General features: G+C 49.8%; 15 protein-coding genes. All 15 read right to left on the reverse strand.

Annotated elements, in window-relative coordinates; translation table 11 throughout:
• Positions 1-81 precede the first annotated feature (81 nt).
• The 15 genes from AC13C0_RS12715 to AC13C0_RS12785 all read right to left on the reverse strand — a co-directional run bounded on the left by AC13C0_RS12715 (position 82) and on the right by AC13C0_RS12785 (position 17,432).
• Positions 82-1,008, reverse strand: a complete 927-nt coding sequence (locus AC13C0_RS12715; protein WP_482954491.1) for a glycosyltransferase — start codon at positions 1,006-1,008, stop codon at positions 82-84.
• A 67-nt stretch (positions 1,009-1,075) separates the two neighbouring features.
• A complete protein-coding gene (locus AC13C0_RS12720; RefSeq protein ID WP_482954492.1) occupies positions 1,076-2,380 on the reverse strand; it encodes a type II toxin-antitoxin system HipA family toxin in 1,305 nt (434 codons plus the stop codon).
• 359 nt (positions 2,381-2,739) lie between these two features.
• Entirely contained in the window at positions 2,740-3,285 is a 546-nt protein-coding gene (gene rfbC, locus AC13C0_RS12725) for a dTDP-4-dehydrorhamnose 3,5-epimerase (protein ID WP_482954493.1), read from the reverse strand.
• Positions 3,282-5,276: a glycosyltransferase family 2 protein gene (locus AC13C0_RS12730; RefSeq protein WP_482954494.1), complete on the reverse strand. Its 1,995-nt coding sequence runs from the start codon at positions 5,274-5,276 to the stop codon at positions 3,282-3,284. Before AC13C0_RS12730 ends, rfbC begins: the two co-directional genes overlap by 4 nt.
• On the reverse strand, positions 5,227-6,480 hold the full coding sequence (locus tag AC13C0_RS12735; RefSeq protein ID WP_482954495.1) for a hypothetical protein: 1,254 nt from the start codon (positions 6,478-6,480) through the stop codon (positions 5,227-5,229). The genes AC13C0_RS12730 and AC13C0_RS12735 overlap by 50 nt, the downstream gene beginning before the upstream one ends.
• A complete protein-coding gene (locus AC13C0_RS12740; protein WP_482954496.1) occupies positions 6,477-7,877 on the reverse strand; it encodes a phosphomannomutase in 1,401 nt (466 codons plus the stop codon). Before AC13C0_RS12740 ends, AC13C0_RS12735 begins: the two co-directional genes overlap by 4 nt.
• Before the next feature lie 77 nt (positions 7,878-7,954).
• Positions 7,955-8,920, reverse strand: coding sequence for a GDP-L-fucose synthase (fcl, locus tag AC13C0_RS12745; RefSeq protein ID WP_482954497.1), 966 nt, complete (start codon positions 8,918-8,920; stop codon positions 7,955-7,957).
• Position 8,921: 1 nt separating this feature from the next.
• Positions 8,922-10,040, reverse strand: coding sequence for a GDP-mannose 4,6-dehydratase (gene gmd / locus AC13C0_RS12750; protein WP_482954498.1), 1,119 nt, complete (start codon positions 10,038-10,040; stop codon positions 8,922-8,924).
• A gap of 6 nt (positions 10,041-10,046) precedes the next feature.
• A complete protein-coding gene (locus AC13C0_RS12755; RefSeq protein ID WP_482954499.1) occupies positions 10,047-10,715 on the reverse strand; it encodes a sulfotransferase family 2 domain-containing protein in 669 nt (222 codons plus the stop codon).
• A gap of 11 nt (positions 10,716-10,726) precedes the next feature.
• Positions 10,727-11,566, reverse strand: a complete 840-nt coding sequence (locus AC13C0_RS12760) for a glycosyltransferase family 2 protein (protein WP_482954500.1) — start codon at positions 11,564-11,566, stop codon at positions 10,727-10,729.
• Positions 11,563-13,503: a glycosyltransferase family 4 protein gene (locus tag AC13C0_RS12765; RefSeq protein WP_482954501.1), complete on the reverse strand. Its 1,941-nt coding sequence runs from the start codon at positions 13,501-13,503 to the stop codon at positions 11,563-11,565. The genes AC13C0_RS12760 and AC13C0_RS12765 overlap by 4 nt, the downstream gene beginning before the upstream one ends.
• On the reverse strand, positions 13,497-14,663 hold the full coding sequence (locus AC13C0_RS12770) for a glycosyltransferase (protein WP_482954502.1): 1,167 nt from the start codon (positions 14,661-14,663) through the stop codon (positions 13,497-13,499). The genes AC13C0_RS12765 and AC13C0_RS12770 overlap by 7 nt, the downstream gene beginning before the upstream one ends.
• The gene (locus tag AC13C0_RS12775; RefSeq protein WP_482954503.1) at positions 14,653-15,444 is read right to left on the reverse strand and encodes a hypothetical protein; all 792 of its coding nucleotides are present in this window, start codon (positions 15,442-15,444) and stop codon (positions 14,653-14,655) included. Before AC13C0_RS12775 ends, AC13C0_RS12770 begins: the two co-directional genes overlap by 11 nt.
• Positions 15,437-16,546, reverse strand: coding sequence for a hypothetical protein (locus tag AC13C0_RS12780; protein WP_482954504.1), 1,110 nt, complete (start codon positions 16,544-16,546; stop codon positions 15,437-15,439). The genes AC13C0_RS12775 and AC13C0_RS12780 overlap by 8 nt, the downstream gene beginning before the upstream one ends.
• Positions 16,539-17,432, reverse strand: coding sequence for a glycosyltransferase (locus tag AC13C0_RS12785; protein WP_482954505.1), 894 nt, complete (start codon positions 17,430-17,432; stop codon positions 16,539-16,541). The genes AC13C0_RS12780 and AC13C0_RS12785 overlap by 8 nt, the downstream gene beginning before the upstream one ends.
• Between the last annotated feature and the right edge of the window lies 1 nt (position 17,433).

Genomic DNA, 17,433 nt, shown 5'->3' on the forward strand with positions numbered 1-17,433 from the left:
GGAAATACACGGACAACTACTTTATTCTCTTGTCCGTGAGAGGCTGTGAGTATCCGTGGCCAATTAGTTTTTTAGTGTCTTTTAGCGGGTTTCATGGATTTCGTGGCAAACAAGCGCTTTCCTCTTTTCACGATCATCCAGCAAATCCAGTGCCGCCTCCACCCAGACCTGCGGCGAGTCCATCGGCAGCAATAACCCGTTCTTCCCATGCGCCACCAGCCGCCGGTAAACCGGCGTGTCCGCATAGAGGCCCACCGCGCCCGCGGCAGTGATGTCGTAAAATTTGGTGGGCGCCCGGGCGGCGTTGAAAGCGGTGTCTCGCAAAGGCGCCAGGCCAATGGTTCGGCCGGGCCGCTGGATAAAGGCTTTATAGGCCGGCCAGCTCATTGGGTGAACTACGTGCACCCCATGCAAATGCGCAAAGCGGTCGCGCACTTTTCTATCGCCAATGACCTCAAAGCATACATCGGCACGGGCGGCCAACACCTGCTCCACCACCGGCATCAGCCACTCCAGTTCACCACGGTGCGAGGCAGAGCCGTGGTAAAAAATGGTTTTTATCGCCGGGTCTGAAAACTCTGCAGCCGCACCATGGGGGTTTCCGGGTTCCAGAATCTCCGGGTTCCAGCTGGCGTACTTATCCGCAAGCCAGAGCGACGATACCCAAAGCTCGGCGCCAATCTCCCTTAACCAGCGCTGATGCCGCCACGCGAGACCAAACAACTTGCGCTGATAATGCCAGGGCATGCCCTGAAATGCCCGCCAGTCGAACAGATCGTCGTCCATAAAGAACACCACCTGCTGAGCCGGATGACGTTTTAACACGGCCTTCCAGGCCGGCGGCACATACCGCACGAACACCACCACAGCCCCAGACAACTCAGAGGGCGCCGGCAGCTCATCAAACCTGTAATAGTCTACCGCCGCGCGTGCCTCTGCCCAAAAAGGCCGGATAAAAAACTCCGTAGAGGGGTTAGGGTTTTGGTGAACGATCTTTATTCGGGGCATAGGCCGCCTGTTACTTAAGTAATTTTTTGGCCACTAAAACCACTGTGATGTTGCGCTGCCGAATTTGTCATTCTGGGGAGGAAACCAAAAGCCCACTGTTTTGCTGATAGGTTTGGTCAAGCTGTTGCTGTATTAACCGGGTGGTCTCGGCGCTCACCCCAAACTCTGTTGCCATTGCAGAGAACCCGGCCAGAGCATCCAGCACGCGCTGCATTTCCTGGCGAGCCTGCGGCCAATTGGCATAACCCGCTTCAGCGGCCAGCTTCTGTAACGCTTTTAGTGGGGGATTTTTACCATAACCCCCAAAAGCCGTGGCGTGCTCACCAAAACGGCCCGGGCTGAAAGTGACATCGTAAAACGGCGCAGGCTGCCAGTTGCCATCATCACTCTGCAAAAACGCCCAGTTTTTGCTGTGATCATCCTGGTTCAAGGCAAACAGATTAAACACTGCCCGTAAAAACTGTAACTGTGCAGCCCTGGCGCCACGGCACAACTGGCCGCTGGCTTTGATCAAGTCCTCATAATCCAGACTGGGCATGCGGAAATCGGCATCCAGCAAGCCACAGGCGCTGTGCAAATGCACGCAACCCGGCACATCATCGGCGCGCCATACCCGGTCAAACCGCTCAACCGCCAGCCAGGCTTTGGCGCCGGATTCACCCGGAGCGGAGAGCAACTGCCAACGAGGAGGCTGCAAACCCGCACGCTCCGCCAGCGACAAGTAAACCGCTTCACACAACCCTTCTTCGTGCCCCAGGGGCAAGTTGGCCGAAGTAAACTTCACCAACCAGGCCTCATCACCGGGCTTTGCACGGGTACGGCAAACCCCATAACTACCTGCGGAAAAATACAACTGCGCCTTTGGCCGGGCGCCCGCCGAACTGCCCGCAGCAACCAGTTCCGCGAGCACGTCGGTGGTTTGCCCATCAAACATAGCCTGCGCGTGGAGCCCCAACTCAGCTATGTTGACCGGCTTATCGTCTGTTGCAGGCGCAAAATCGGCCACCGGCGCATAACTCAACGAGCCACTGCCGCTGGAACCCACAAATGCCAGCCGGTCCATCGGCGTTACCTGTGCCGGTAACACGCCCTCCTGGCGAAACACCCTGTCCATCAGCAACACCCCCCAGCCATCCGGCAGGGAGTCTGCGAAAACCCCGGGCAAACCGCCGTGCGGGTCTCGCGGGGCCTGCTGCACACTCGTATCCCACTTCAGAGTAAAAGGCGAAAGCGGGCTGAATTGCGTAAGGTAGTCTGCATCGTACTGAAAAAACACACCCTGCCGGTTCTGTGCCAGCCCACCTACCCGGGCTTGCCGGCCATCACTGAACGTACGCCAGACTGTAAGCTTGCGAACAGGCGTAAAATTCACTGAGCGAGCACCTCATCCAGTGTACGTGGCAGCGGCTTTTCGGGGCCCTCGGTCAGGCTTTGAACGCGCCGAAGATCATCTACGCACTGCCACAACAACAAAAACTGCCTGAGTGAGATCTCCCCAGTGGTTTCAAATCTCTTGATTGTCGGCGCTGGCACCGTGCTACGCTCAGCCAACGCCGCCCGAGACCATTTAAGGGCCTTCCGGCGCTGTTGCACATAGCCTGCCAAGGCTGCCTGAACATCCCACCCCGACACAAGCTCAATCATTAGATGTCCCCATATCCATTACGCAGATATTTTATCAAAAAAGGATACAGGACTATCCAATATAAACAAGCTGAGCGCTGCAAGAAATCATTCAAATACCGGCGCATCCCGAAACAACAACCCATTACCATCCTTCTCAGACACCCTGGGCGCCTCGCCCTTCAGAGGCCAGTCAATGGCCAGATCAGGGTCATCCCAGCGAATGGAGTACTCGTCTCCGGGCGCATAGTAATCCGTGCATTTGTACTGGAATTCCGCTTCATCGCTGGTTACGTAGAACGCATGTGCAAAACCGGGTGGAACCCACAGCATCTGCTTGTTCTCTTCGCTGAGCATAGCCCCTGCCCACTGCCCAAAGGTGGGAGACCCCTTGCGCAGATCCACAGCCACATCAAACACCTCGCCACGGGTAACCCGAACCAGCTTGCCTTGCGGATTTTCCAGCTGGTAGTGCAGACCGCGCAAAGTACCTTTGGCGGATTTGCTGTGATTGTCCTGAACGAACGTGTAATTGCCGCAATGCGTCTCAAATTCTCCCTGGCGGAAGGTTTCCATAAAAAAACCTCGTTCATCCCCGAAAACTGTTGGGGCCATCAGCACAAGATCCGGGATGCCGAGTTTTGTATATTTCATACCAATCCTCGTTCAGGCTCCGAAGCCAACGAAAAGTCCTCGTGCACCCGCGTGAGCGCGGGATGATAAGCTGGATCAGCATCCAGCATTTGCCCCCACCTTCTCCGCATCAATTGGAACTCCTTCGCGGCCTGTCTGCGCTGTCGGCGACTCTGACTTCCACCCCGAGTGGCGGACTCATGGTGTATAAGCTCTGCGTAGGGGGTCCACAGATTACGGTACCCTAGCGCCCGCACTTTCAGGCAAAAGTCGACATCGTTGTAGTTAACCGCAAGATGCTCATCCAGCCCTCCGGCATCCAGATAAACCGATTTGCGCACCAAAAGGCAGGCAGCTGTAACCGCTGAGTAGTTCTGCACTAGCTGGAGGCGCCCCTGATAGCCTTCTGCAGAGCCAGGATCGAACCGGAATGCGTGACCTGCGACCCCGCCTATGCCCAACACGACACCAGCATGCTGAATAGAACCATCCGGATAAAACAGCTTCGCACCGACACAGCCGATGTCCGGGCGCATGGCCTGAGCTACCATTTCCTCGAGCCATTCAGGTTGGCGGGGCTCTACATCATTATTGATCAGACCTATAACCTGCCCTCGTGCATGGGCAACTGCGAAATTATTAATAGCTGAAAAATTGAACGGAGCATTGTAACGAAGCACTCTTACCCGAGTGTCCCGTTTTTGCAATTGCGCGAGGTAAGCCAGGGTAGCGGAACAGTCGCTCTGGTTATCGACCACCAGCACTTCGAAATTCGGATACTTCGTACGCTGCAAAATGGTGTCTAAACACGGTTTCAGAACGGGCAAGCCGTTGCGAGTGGGAATGCAGAGGCTAACCAATGGCGAAGGTTCAGGCAGGTGCCAACGCACCCGCCAACTAAGAGGCAACCGACCACGCTCAAAGGTGCAGGGTGTTGAATCCCCCTCCAGCAGTTTCAAAAGCCGTTGCTGGCGAGATTTAAACCAGCGCTCGCGCAAAGCTTCATCCGTCAGCGAAGTCGTTACCTGCAACGCCAGTGCAGGACAATGGGTAACCCATTTCAGGCAATTCCGTGGATTGTTTGCCACCACAGCCAACAACAATGCATCAGCTAATTGATCGACTGAATCGAAACAATGCAGGGGAAGCCCGGCAAGGGATTCAGTAAAAACGTCGCCACGGATGGCAACACCGTGCCCCACATAGGCACAGGACAGGAAGAGATCCAAATTCCACTGAGGCTTTAGCCAGGGCTCGATCGCCCCACTTTCCTCGTCAACCCGCTGCTCATCGAACGTGATCACCTTCGCTTCAGGATGCGACGCTTGCCAATCCCTGAGTGCCTCCACTCCCCCAACCAGCCATTGGTCGGCCCGGCTGCGAATCACCACCCAGCTTTCTGCATCAAATAAGGGTGCAACCCGAAGTTCATCTATCGTTAACCAGCGCAGAGCTGGCCATACAATTTCAGATGCCTCACGAACGGGCTGCGGCTGCAGTGACGATCGTGGCCGGTAGTGCAGGGTTTCCTCATAGCGCGCATAAAGCTTAATTGGGGATACAAGCAGTGCCCTCAGAAATTCCTCCCCGATACGCAGCAAATGAATATCAGAGAATTGCTTCACACGCCTGAGCATTCGCCAAACTGCTCGCCATCGAGCCAACGGCATCAAGCTTACATCGACATCTGTCTCAGGGTGCCCCTGATCTTCAGGGGTCAACCAGCGAATGCGAAGGCTTTCACAATCTTCGGGTGTATGGACAACGCGCTGGCCGGTTCTACCCGGCCTGATCGGAATGTGCGCTGACTCACCAACCACATCACCAGAAGCGCTCTCTGGGATGATCTCAAGCACCGCATAACGCGAACAATTGGGAACCCGAGCCAAACATTGGTACCAGCCGCCCGGAGAGCAATCCAACCTCTTAACTTTTATCATCAAGAGATCCTGTTCCGCATCGTCATGGCCGGCGCTGTGCAAGCCAATTAATCGCTCTGTTCCAAAGGCCACTCCTGGCCTCGTATTCCTTCAGTTTCTTAGCGATAAACGGGCCGTGAGGGCGAATATGGTGAGCCATAGCCATCATTTTTCGGGCCATAACAATATCCTTTGATTCGAGTGCGACAGCCCTATCCCGGAGGTAGCAGGCACAACTATCAATTTCCGGCAGCCCATTAACGTTAGATCGCTCCAGACGCGACATCACCATTTGCACCAGGGCCAGTTGCTCCTTCGAAAGCACCAATGGCCCTTTATGGGGTTGATTCTTAGCCGATGGAAACAAAGCCTCTCGCTCATTGAAGAACTGATCGCAAACCCAGCGATTGGATACCTCGAACAAAGACTGCAATTCCACTTCGACAGCAGACGACAATCTCTCTCCCGAGCCAGAAAACACGTTCATGACTCTTCTCGCAAGAGGTTGATATTCAACCTTTGTCAACGCGCACTCTTCCCGTTTACGCGCTCTGTTAAGGCCCCTCAGTAATGCCTGACCAACCGGGTTGATGGATTCATTTTGCCGAGGCAGGTTCGCAGAAGTTGCGTGAGACGGAGACAATCCGATTACTTCCGCAAAGTCCGCAACAATATCCCCCTGTTTCAACTCATCGGCAGTAAAAAGTCTCGGTATTAAGGCCTTTTTACCAAATATCTTTGCCCACAACTCCAGCAGGCTCTGGTAGTTATAAAAATGGTTACCCGCATGGCATATCTTCCTGCCCAGCGCTTCCAAGTTACGCACTTCGCCATTTTTCAAGGCGGTTGAGTAAAAAGATGACAACACATCGGTTTGTGGCCGAAGGTATACCACCACCTGGACGTCATTCGCCCAGGGCGTGATCAGATCATGCAGCCATTTTACCTGCCAGGGATGGCGAAGCCGGGAATGGAAATGTTCACTGGAGATAACCACAGTGTGAATGCGTTCATCCAGGGCCGTCATGGCAGCGTGAAAATGCTGTTTTGTCTGTTCCCGAAACACGTGGCGCTGCTCTGGTGACTGAACGCTCAATTGCTTCAAAAAATCGTCCGGCGCCTGGTCGCCAACGGCCGAGGCCGCCAGCGCCCTGGATTCCACTCGCCCCGGTGATGCGTAGTAGGCTACACCCTGCTCATTCAGTTCGCTCTGTGCGCCGTGGAGGTAGCCCTGCAAGGTTGTGGTACCAGTTTTTTCAGTGCCGATATGCAAGATAAAACGAAACCGGCGGCTCATAGCTTCTGCAGAGCCCTCATGGAATTCTTTAAAAGCCGCTCAGCACCCTCAGCCGTTGAGGACTCTACGTAGCAGCGCAGTTCGGGTGCATTACCGGAGGGCCGAAGGTGCACAATATCCCCATTAGCCAGTGTGGCCCGTAAGCCATCGGTAGTGTCTGTTACAGCAATACTCGCTGGCATACTCAAATCTTCCTGAAGCCTGGCGGGCGTTGCTTCCCACCGAGCAAGATAGGCCCGGCTGGTCTCGGTTGGAATGTCTTTCAGGCGATCACTGGCCGTAAACCGGCCAGGCAAACCATTAACCAGGGACGACAGGGGCCCATTGCGCTTTGCGGCCGCCACCATCAATGTTAATGCCGGCAGCAAGGCATCTCGCGTGGGCAAGGCAGCCAGGTAGCGGCCATTCCACTCAATAGCCGTGCCCAACATAAAGCCACCGTTCGCCTCAAACCCCGCAACACGCTCATATCGCTGGGCAAGCTCCGCCATCGCTTCTAATACATAAGGGGAGCCAATGCGAGTTCGCTGGACTCTCTCGAATGCACCACAGGCTTCAATGGCTGTATTGCAGCTAACCGGAACCGCGAGGCCCTGAATGCCCAGCTCACGGGCACAGAGCAATCCCACGATATCACCACGCAGCCACTCACCATGTTCATCGGCCAGCAACGGGCGATCACCATCCCCGTCCGTGGTCAAAAGCGCATCAAGCCGATGCTCAACCACCCACTTGCGGCCGAGCGCACGATCCTCATCGCTCACGGCTTCGGTATCGACCGGAACAAACTGCTCGCTTCGGCCCAGGGCCACCACCTCAGCGCCCAGCGCTTCCAACACCTGGACGTTGAGATCACGCCCCGCGGCAGAGTGCAGGTAGAGACCGACCCGTTTTCCACTTAATGGTTGGCCGGGAAACCACTCCGCGTACCGGGCCAGGTACCGCTGGTTCGCGGCCATACTTTCCGGCTCCCGCTGAATAGCGCCGAGCTCTGGCACCGGCGCATCCACGCTCATGATTGCTTTCTCATCCGCCTTGGAGATCTCCCCATCCGGCCGATAAAACTTGATGCCATTGCGATCAAAAGGAATATGGCTGCCGGTAACCATAATGGCCGGAACCCCGTCCGTCATGGCCTGTAAAGCCAGCGCTGGGGTGGGAAGAATGCCATAATCGACCACCTTGATGCCCATGGCTCGAGCCGCTGAACTGCAAGCCGAAGCCATAGCGGGGCTGCTGGGCCGGCGGTCCATGCCTATCGCTACCTGAGCGACGCCGCCATGCTCCTGCATTACGCTCAGAAAGGCGAAGGAAAAGGCAGCACAGACCTCATCAGTGAATTGTTCCACCAAACCCCGGGCACCGCTTGTGCCAAAAACGACCCCGCTTTCTTGCATTAATTCTCGGGAACTACGATTTACCACGAGCAGCTCTCTTACCTATCTCAGAAATAAGGTGCAACGACCTCCGTGACCTATCCACGAAAGTCATTCTGATGCGCGAGGAACCACTGATAAGCATTACGCAGCCCTTCCTCCAGAGATATTGACGCCTCCCAACCTAATGCCCTGAGCCTGGAAACATCCATAAGCTTTCGTGGGGTGCCGTCGGGTTTACTGGTATCCCATACGATATCTCCACCAAATCCCACTACTTTAGCCACCGTTTCCGTCAGTTCCTTAATGGTGCAGTCAATACCCGTGCCAACATTTATATGACTGAGCATTGGCTGAGTATTCGCGTGATAAACGGCTTCATCAAGTTGCATAACATGCACACTGGCGGCAGCCATGTCGTCTACATGCAAAAACTCCCGCATTGGAGAGCCAGTCCCCCAGGCAACCACCTCGCCTGCGCCCGCTTCCTTGGCCTCGTGAAACCGCCGCAAGAGCGCCGGAATAACGTGGCTGTTCTCCGGATGGAAGTTATCGTTCGGACCATAAAGGTTGGTGGGCATTACAGAGCGAAAGTCCCGACCGTATTGCCGATTGTAACTTTCACAGAGCTTAATACCGGCGATTTTGGCAATCGCATAGGGTTCATTAGTCGGTTCCAGGGTACCGGTCAGAAGTGCGTCTTCCCGCATAGGTTGCGTAGCAAGTTTGGGGTAAATGCAAGACGAGCCGAGGAATAACAGCTTTTGCACACCAGACTTGTGCGCTGCATGGATGATATTTGCTTCAATCATCAGGTTTTCGTAAATAAATTCGGCTGGGTACTCATTATTGGCATGAATACCACCTACCTTTGCGGCCGCAAGGTAAACCTGATCCACTTCTTGGTCCTGAAACCACGCAAGCACCGCCGATTGATCTTTGAGATCAAGCTCATGCCTGCTTGCGGTTATCAGCTCAACATCCGGCAGGGTTTCAAGCTGGCGCACAATAGCCGAGCCAACCATCCCACGATGGCCCGCCACAAAAATTCGCTTCGTTGGCATATCAATTCTCCACGGAAAGCGAAACATGATGACCATGAGCCTTCAGAAAGGCATGACGCTTAGCCACCTTCAAATCTTCCGCAACCATTTCGGCACACATCTCTTGCGTCGTTATTTCCGGTTCCCAACCCAGCTGCTCCTTGGCGTAAGAAGGATCACCCAACAGCGTTTCCACTTCAGCGGGGCGGAAGTACCTCGGATCAACGCGCACCAGAATATCGCCAACTTTCACACCGGGAGCATTATCACCCACCACTGAGGCTACAATCGCAATTTCGTCTACACCTTTACCCTCAAAGCGAAGATTAATACCCAGCTCTGCAGCAGACCATTCGATAAATTGACGAACTGAATACTGTTTGCCTGTCGCAATCACAAAATCCTGCGGCTTTTCTTGCTGCAGCATCATCCATTGCATTCGAACGTAGTCTTTGGCATGGCCCCAATCCCTCAGGGCATCCATATTGCCCATGTAGAGGCAATCCTGTAGCCCCTGAGCAATATTTGCCAACCCACGGGTGATCTTACGAGTAACAAAAGTCTCGCCACGCCGGGGACTTTCATGATTGAAAAGGACGCCATTACAGGCGTACATGCCATAGGCCTCACGGTAATTCACCGTGATCCAGTAGGCATAGAGCTTCGCCACAGCATAAGGCGAGCGCGGATAAAACGGCGTCGTTTCCTTCTGAGGAATCTCTTGCACAAGGCCGTACAATTCGGATGTGGAAGCCTGATAAAAACGAGTCTTCTGCTCCAGACCGCATATGCGAATTGCTTCCAGAATTCGGAGTGTGCCCATCGCATCTACATCTGCGGTATATTCTGGTGACTCAAATGAAACCGCTACGTGCGATTGAGCCCCCAAATTATACACCTCATCTGGCTGAACCTCCTGAATGATCCGGATCAGGTTCGTGGAGTCTGACAAATCCCCGTAATGAAGAACAAAATGTTGATTCTCAACATGTGGGTCTTCATAAATGTGATCTATTCTTTGAGTGTTAAAAAGTGAACCACGACGTTTTATACCGTGGACCTGATATCCTTTTTCAAGGAGCAATTCGGCAAGATAAGAACCATCTTGGCCAGTAACGCCGGTAATCAAAGCCTTTTTCATAAAAATTTAACCAAAAAAGTGATTGTAGAGTTTCATGTCTTCTTGATTTATCTTTAATACAAAATCAATAGCAGCGTTTCTTTGGACATCATTAACACTTTTATGAAAACCTTTATTCAACGTTTTCATTCCAGTGAATTTTGACCTAAGCAAAGAAGCAACCTCATGCGCAAAGGACTCTAAATCCTCTACGCACCCAACAACAGAGAATTCAGTTTCTAAAACAGCCGCCGCATTCTGCCAAGAGGCATCATCGCGCCCGGCGAGCATTTTAGTTTGAATATTCGATATTTCGAAATTGTTATTCTCGTAACATTCAAGTGCAAACTCGTAAGGACTATCGGTCTGCAACACGGTATTATGCAAATGATGTTCCGGATGATTTGCAACATGACTATAGAACGAAAAAAAGCGGGAAACAGGATCCCTCAAAACGGTGACATTAACAACATTTCTACCAGTCCTACAAAGAGGGTTGGATCCGAATTTCTGATGACCTCCCCCGCCCAAATACTTTTCTAACTTCAGATTCTCCCATGAGCCCGGAAAAAAATGGACATATAGCCCTCCCAGCAAATCTGACAACATGCCATGAACTGATGTACCACCGCATTTTGGAATATGCGTAAAAACCAAAACATCGGTGTCATAGTTAAAAGATGATTTCAAAATCATACACTATACCCTTAATGACTAGCCGGCAAAAAATCGGAATATATTCTATCAAAAATCTCCTTAACATCTTTTTCCGGATAAAACCGCAGAAAAAACGTAGCCATGGCAGGCCAGTAAAGATCAGACTTCTTGAAGAACAGAAGATCTTTCACATTATTCACCAACGGAACTCTTAAAATTTGGTTCACGACCTTGGCATTCAATGCTATCACCGGTTCAAAGCCTGCACTGGCAGCACGCTTAATAAACTCACTGTCAGCGTGATATTGTGGAAAACAAACCTCGTCGTAATAACCAACTTTCTCAAAAACTTCACGAGGAATTAAATCGCCATTTCCGGGCATCATTTCAACGGGGTACGGATCTTGAAGTTCAGATAAAATCGAAATATCCTCGCCGGCAAAGTTCAACCGCATCATTCGCTGCTCGGTAAAATCATGGCAAGAACCAACAGACCAGATAATGTCCTCATTGCCCTCTTCTACCAAGACAGAACCCACAATATACTTCGGATTCTTCCTAGCAGCTTCATAAAGAGTTGACATCAGATTATCCGAAAATTGAGAGTCATCATTGATCGTCAGGATATAATCGGCCCCCTTTTCAAGCGCATAGTGGATGGCGAGATTGGTACCACCGGACCACCAGAGGTCACCTTCACCATAGACAACATGGGCGTCAGGATAATTTATCTCGACATTAAACCCGGTATTATCAGAGCACTTATCGTCCACGATAACGACATGCTTGTTCGGGTAATCCTGGCGAAAAAAATTGGAAAGAAATCTCAATGTGTTTGCAGAACGATTGAAACACGGAACAACGCACCATATGGCGGGCAGCTTGGTCATACTAACTCCTCTGAATTCTCCGCAAGCTTAATCTGCCTTTTCGCTTCTTCAACAACCGGTGGAAGTTCCTTGCCTAACTTTTTCGCAACATCGTGGTGCACAAAATCAATAAATTCCTGATCTTGAAGTAGCTTGTTCACATTCACTGACTCGGGGTTTGCAAGGAAATCTACCGGCGTAAATCCGAGCCTTGAGTGCCTCTTAACAATTCTCTCGAAGGATGTAGAGTTTTTAAAAAGAACTGCTCCAAGATTTATCCTCGCAACTTTTGATTTTCCGGATGCAATAATTGGTTTTACATAGGTAGCCAAGCTGCTCTTATCTTTTCTTAAAGACTGGATGTAGCTTGGAGAACGAGAGACAAACATTTCCGGATAGAAAGAACCGTTCAGAATCAGGTTACCCCTATTCAACCTAAAATATACGGATGTTTCAAAAGTCCCGGCAACGTCCTCATGAATCTGATGGAGCTCTCCAACGATTAGGTCAGAACTATCGTCTCCCGAACTTTTTACTATATCCAGAAAATAATTTGTCGATACCTTATTTCCGGCCACTACATAGGAAAAATAATCATTCTTGAGCCGATGAAAGGCGGTATCCTCTTTTACAAGATTCAAGGTCACCGCTTGAGAAAAGCGCCGGCCAGATAAAATCTGATCAAAAATTTCTTGCTTACTACTCTCTTTGATTGAAAGCCAAACATCGACAGCAGCAGAGTTACGCGCCGCCGTTTCGATCGAGCTTATCGTGTTCTCAATATCAGACAACGATGCAAGGTCGCCATCAAGATAAATACAAAAGCTGCTTTCTGAAAGCTTTTTCAATGTGACAGGTTCTCGGTAATACTCCGAAAATGCTCTGTCAATGGCCTTTAGGGTATTGTGCCCCGCCTTTTCCCAGTTGTAATGATCTTCTATCGAAACTGGTTGAGCTTGCTCTGCCTTTAAGCCCAAAAGCATTTTCTCGGACATTTCCTGAATATCGTCAGGCCTAAAGAAGGACGCGTTCCCAATAGTCACCTCCCTCAAGATGTCGAGATCCGAACACAAAAGGGGCTTATTGAACATCAGCGCCTCAGCTGCAGGCAAACAAAAGCCTTCAAACAGTGTTGGAATAACCACATAACGACAATGTCTGTAGAGCCAAGCCAATGCCTCACCAGGAACTCGCGAGACAACTTTTACCTTGTCCTGGAGAGAAAGGGCATTAATCTTTCTCTCAATGTCGGAGCCTTCGGAAAGCATGCCCATCAAGACAAGCAGAGGCATATCGTGATTGACTTTTAGGCACCGCGCATAAGCTTCGAGCAGCCTGATGTGATTTTTGTGCGGGTAAAAGTTTGCAGGACAAAATATAAACTGACCCGCGTGAATGTCCGACCATACCCGTTGTTGCTTGATCTCTTCAGAATTCACGTACTTCTGAAGGGATCGCTGAGGTGCATTATATATAACATCGATTTTATTTCGATCAGCACCACAATGCTCAATAATAGATTGCTTACAAAAGTTCGAGATTGTAATTGTTCTCGTAGATGACCTTACAATGTCGTCGTAGTCTTCATGTCGGCCCTCCAGTTCTTCGGGAGAGAACATTTCAGGAAGATGGCGCTCTTGAACGTCATGAAGCACAGATACTACAGGCTTACCGAAATATCGGAAGGAGATATTGTTGAAGGGGCTATAAAAAACATCGACAAATTTCTCGTATTTCAGAATCTCACCAGGAGATTTAATTTTTATTTTGATGGTGTTTTTTAGAACACCAACGTGGTTTTGTAATTCGCGTATACAGACCTCTGCCTCGGGGTGCAAAAACAGTATAAACTTGTATTTTTCATTCTTTTCTATTACAGAAAAGATAGACTCAAAGACATATCTCGCCCCTGCACCGTTTATTCTCAACGCCCAGCAATCCACTCCAACCTTTAACATCCAATCATTTCCTCCAAAGCGCTGGCTATATTTTCCGAAAACCCTTCCCCTACGTCAGGCATTTCCGCATATCGATTACGCATATTCTCTTTCTTCACCTTCCAGTCCGAGAGATCGACGGGCATAAGGTTCCTATAATCGATGACATAGCCGTTACGGTCATCAATATATTCATCCATGGTGCTAGCATTGTTACATATTATCGTACAACCGCACTCAATTGCTTCAAGGAACGAGAAACCTATTCCCTCTTCCATCCTTGGCGCTACGTAAATATCGACGTTTTCGAGAACCTCAAGTATATCGTTTTTGCTGTCGCTCCAAGAGACAATCTCAATATTATATTGAGAAATATCTGATGCAGATGGTGTAACAAAGCTGGCTCCCGGATCTACTGCATCGCATATCAAGACACTGCCTATGACATTATTTGAAATTATTCTTTTGAGCTCACGCCACGTAAAATTATTAGTCCTTTGCCAAAAGTAAATCACAGGCTCATTACTATTATTACTCTCTCGCCTTTTTGATTTCCTCAAAACTCTGCCTGAAATCTTGGGGTTAACTCTTATATATCTTGAACTCAAATTGTTTTTACGACAAACGTCATGCAGAGCTTGAGAAAATGATAAAACAGGAAACTCTTGATATCTTTTATAAAAAGCTTCATCCTCATTGCATACGGCGTCCCACATTGGAACGATTACCGTATGAGCAGGCTGGAAACAATGCGGATCAGGTAGAGCCTGCCAATAAATTGCCCTAGAATAATATAAGTGTAAATCTTTAAGATAATCATCAGGAATTCCCTTCCATCTGGAACTCCAAAAAATATCGACGTCGTAGTACTTCTCTAACTCTCTGACAAAGAACATTGATGACGCGGTCTTACAATGAAAAGAGTGATCCACAAAAGCCAGCTTTCTTTTCGGAGTTTTCCAAATTTCGCTGACGCCAAACCTTTTTAGCACCCAGACTTCAAATCGATTTTCTTCGAGCTTTATGCTTTTTTTTAACTCATTCCTTATCACATTAAATAAAAATGTGTTTTCTTGGTCCGCCAGAAAAATTGGGATTAGCCTCAGCAAATACTCATGTCGCGTTAAAGATTCTCGCCAATCAAACAAACTTAAGTATGATTTCTCAAGATTAAGCGTCATAAAACAACCGTGCACACAGAGTTCGGTAATTTTCCGACTCAGCAATTTGCCTGCTTAACTCTTCTGTCTTCGGCTTTCGTGGCCGCTCCTGAATCACATTTGAAGATCTTCCACTATCTCCAGTAAGTCTAATTGCCGAAATGTACTTTTGGAAACCGGGATCAAACTCAATACTTAGAGTCTCACAAATGTTTAACAGCACCGCCTCCGGAGTTTTGGTGAAATCTTCGTATTTAAAGATCTCCACCCCTTCATATTCGTCAAGAAATAAATTATATCGCCTGGAGTATTCATCTAATGAAGTGGGCGTAAAATGAAGCCACCCATTATCCGACAAAGATATATAGGAATCCAAGGGGTGCCTTACAGTAACAATCGACTTCACTCGGAAATCGGCAGTAAGCATTCGTAAAAAAGATGCTCGATCACTCAATTCTGCGCCGCAACAATAGTGGCTATGAGTATGATCGCGCAGCACTAAATCGTAGGATAGGCGCTTACAATGTTTACTAAGATCCAGAATAGATGCTACAAACATGCTAACGAGAACTTCATCCCCAAGATCCTGTAAGTTATGTTTTAATAACCTTATTGGGTCGCTTGGAGAGAACTCTGGTTTCTGATGCTTTTCTTGCAGCGGGCTTAGGGGGCTCAGCGGATCTAGCTCGCTTAAAAGTAAGACGTTCGGCATCGAAGCAATACACTTGCTTATAAGTGTGCCGCCAGAGCAAGCAAAATGGTGGACTGTTCTGATCGTGGGCTTATTATCTTCGTCACTCATGATATTTTGCTAGCATTCTTCTTAAATTCATGGCGTCTCGTAGCGCCAATTCTTCCGCTACTGTCGCATGCTCAAGCTTACCATTGGTTTCTTTAAGGCTTAATTCTGCATTAGCCAGTTCTATTTTGAGTTTTTCAAAATCAGCAGTCAGTGAATCTAATCCTTGCCTTGTTTCGGCTAATTTATATTGATTTTCTTCAAGCTCTTTAGATCGCTGCTCCGCTTGCTTTAGAGCCTGCTCATATTTTTTAGTAAGTGCCTCTAGCTGGTTTGTAAGCTCATCTTTTTTTTCCTCGAATTTCTTGACGTCTCGCTGAGCCTTATCTCTTATTTCAACTTCGTCGTTGATTCGATTCTCCAAACGGTTGCGCTCTAGCTCACTTTGTTCAAGTTGAACTCCTACCTTTCGCAAGTCATGGGTAATTTCATCAATCTGCGTTGTCCGTTTATTCAGGAGCGTTTCTAATTCGACAATCTGTTTTTTATGCTGCTGCAAAGTACTCAACAGGGGATGAGATGTTAGTACCTGGCAATTTTCGGGTAAGGTCAGCCCTTCTGGCGGTCTTTTGACTGCGTGCAAGCTTGGTGGAACTGCCACTGCCTGGGCACGACGGTGCGCAGGCAGCACAATTACCGTGGACATTCGACCAAGTATACCGCTGCGCTCCAGAGCCGGCAGCAACTCGGCGTTGTCACGACCCACATCCAGCAGGAGCAAATACGGAGTGTCGTCTTTTTCTTCGGGCAGGCAATGCGAGAGCAATGAATCGATCGGAGTCGTTTGGTACTTGCTGGTGCCTATGCAATGCAGACCGGGATAGATCCGATGAAGGTCTTCGTCAAGCGGGGTCAAACCATTGGCCCAAGCTTGACTATAACGGTAAAAAATACCAGAAGTTTGTTTCGTATCGACCAAAGCGTGTTGAGTATGGACATGTTCCAACTCTTGGGTAATTTCCCTCAAGATTGAAATAACTTCAGTATCGGCATCAATTAGCCAAACGTGTTCAGCTAGTTCTTGGTACTCATCCAGATGGGGGGAAGCGCCACAGCCAAGGTGGATCAGCGTGTGGAAATTCGTGGGTAACATTTCGTCAGGCATCTCGGGACTCGTTATTCGATATCAAGCGCTTGAGTGTCTGCCAATCACCAGGGCTCATGAGCGATTTAACTTTTGGTAACAGCACTGTTAACTCAGACTGAATATCCTGTTCACTTACGTCACTCTGGCGCTGTTCTTCCAGATAGGTCAGCAACCAGTGCCCCGGGGCACTGCCGTGATGGCGGGCCAGCACCTGCATACCTTCAATCGCGACACTGCGTCGCTGCCGATATGTAATGGTACTGCTATGCAATCTGCTTTGCGCCTGCACGTGATTAACATAGCCCACGCGCCCCGGGAAGGCGGTAAAGACGCGTAACCAATACTCGAAGTCAAAACTGGCACAGAGAGTCTTATCAAGATAACCAATCAATCTTGGCATTACGCCTTTGAAGAACACGGTGGGTTGGCAAATGAAACACCCCTGCTGAAATGCCAAGCTGTCTGGCACTTTGGGATTTGGATCGCCTGCTTCTGGCAGCGTTGGATAATAGCCGGTGACTTTTCCCTTCTCATCAATATGCTCCCCCTGACCATAGCACAATATCCAATGGGGGTGCTGCTGCATCGAAGTTACCGCCCGCTCGATGGCACCGGGCGTGTACTCATCATCCGCATTGAGCCAGCCAATGTAGGTGCCTCGTACACGCTGCAATGCGCTGTTGACAGCCTCAGCGGGTCCGGTATCTGGCGTTGACTGCCATCTCAACCTAGCATCTCGGTTGCTTATGCGTTCCAGAATTGCTTGGGTGCCATCAGTTGAAATTCCGTCTTGCACGATCAACTCAACCCTTTGCCAGCTTTGCGAAAGCACACTGCTAACTGCGCGCTCAATAAAGCGCGCCTGATTTAAAGAGGGCATCACAACGGAGACCAGGGGCTTCATA

Source organism: Marinobacter sp. B-21, from assembly GCF_056857895.1.

Excerpts from the sequence above, each read along its gene's own strand:
- AC13C0_RS12715 (WP_482954491.1), bottom strand. The coding sequence starts at position 1,008 with ATGCCCCGAATAAAGATCGTTCACCAAAACCCTAACCCCTCTACGGAG.
- rfbC (WP_482954493.1), bottom strand. The coding sequence starts at position 3,285 with ATGAAATATACAAAACTCGGCATCCCGGATCTTGTGCTGATGGCCCCA.
- AC13C0_RS12735 (WP_482954495.1), bottom strand. The coding sequence starts at position 6,480 with ATGAGCCGCCGGTTTCGTTTTATCTTGCATATCGGCACTGAAAAAACT.
- AC13C0_RS12740 (WP_482954496.1), bottom strand. The coding sequence starts at position 7,877 with ATGCAAGAAAGCGGGGTCGTTTTTGGCACAAGCGGTGCCCGGGGTTTG.
- fcl (WP_482954497.1), bottom strand. The coding sequence starts at position 8,920 with ATGCCAACGAAGCGAATTTTTGTGGCGGGCCATCGTGGGATGGTTGGC.
- gmd (WP_482954498.1), bottom strand. The coding sequence starts at position 10,040 with ATGAAAAAGGCTTTGATTACCGGCGTTACTGGCCAAGATGGTTCTTAT.
- AC13C0_RS12755 (WP_482954499.1), bottom strand. The coding sequence starts at position 10,715 with ATGATTTTGAAATCATCTTTTAACTATGACACCGATGTTTTGGTTTTT.
- AC13C0_RS12760 (WP_482954500.1), bottom strand. The coding sequence starts at position 11,566 with ATGACCAAGCTGCCCGCCATATGGTGCGTTGTTCCGTGTTTCAATCGT.
- AC13C0_RS12765 (WP_482954501.1), bottom strand. The coding sequence starts at position 13,503 with ATGTTAAAGGTTGGAGTGGATTGCTGGGCGTTGAGAATAAACGGTGCA.
- AC13C0_RS12770 (WP_482954502.1), bottom strand. The coding sequence starts at position 14,663 with ATGACGCTTAATCTTGAGAAATCATACTTAAGTTTGTTTGATTGGCGA.
- AC13C0_RS12775 (WP_482954503.1), bottom strand. The coding sequence starts at position 15,444 with ATGAGTGACGAAGATAATAAGCCCACGATCAGAACAGTCCACCATTTT.
- AC13C0_RS12780 (WP_482954504.1), bottom strand. The coding sequence starts at position 16,546 with ATGCCTGACGAAATGTTACCCACGAATTTCCACACGCTGATCCACCTT.
- AC13C0_RS12785 (WP_482954505.1), bottom strand. The coding sequence starts at position 17,432 with ATGAAGCCCCTGGTCTCCGTTGTGATGCCCTCTTTAAATCAGGCGCGC.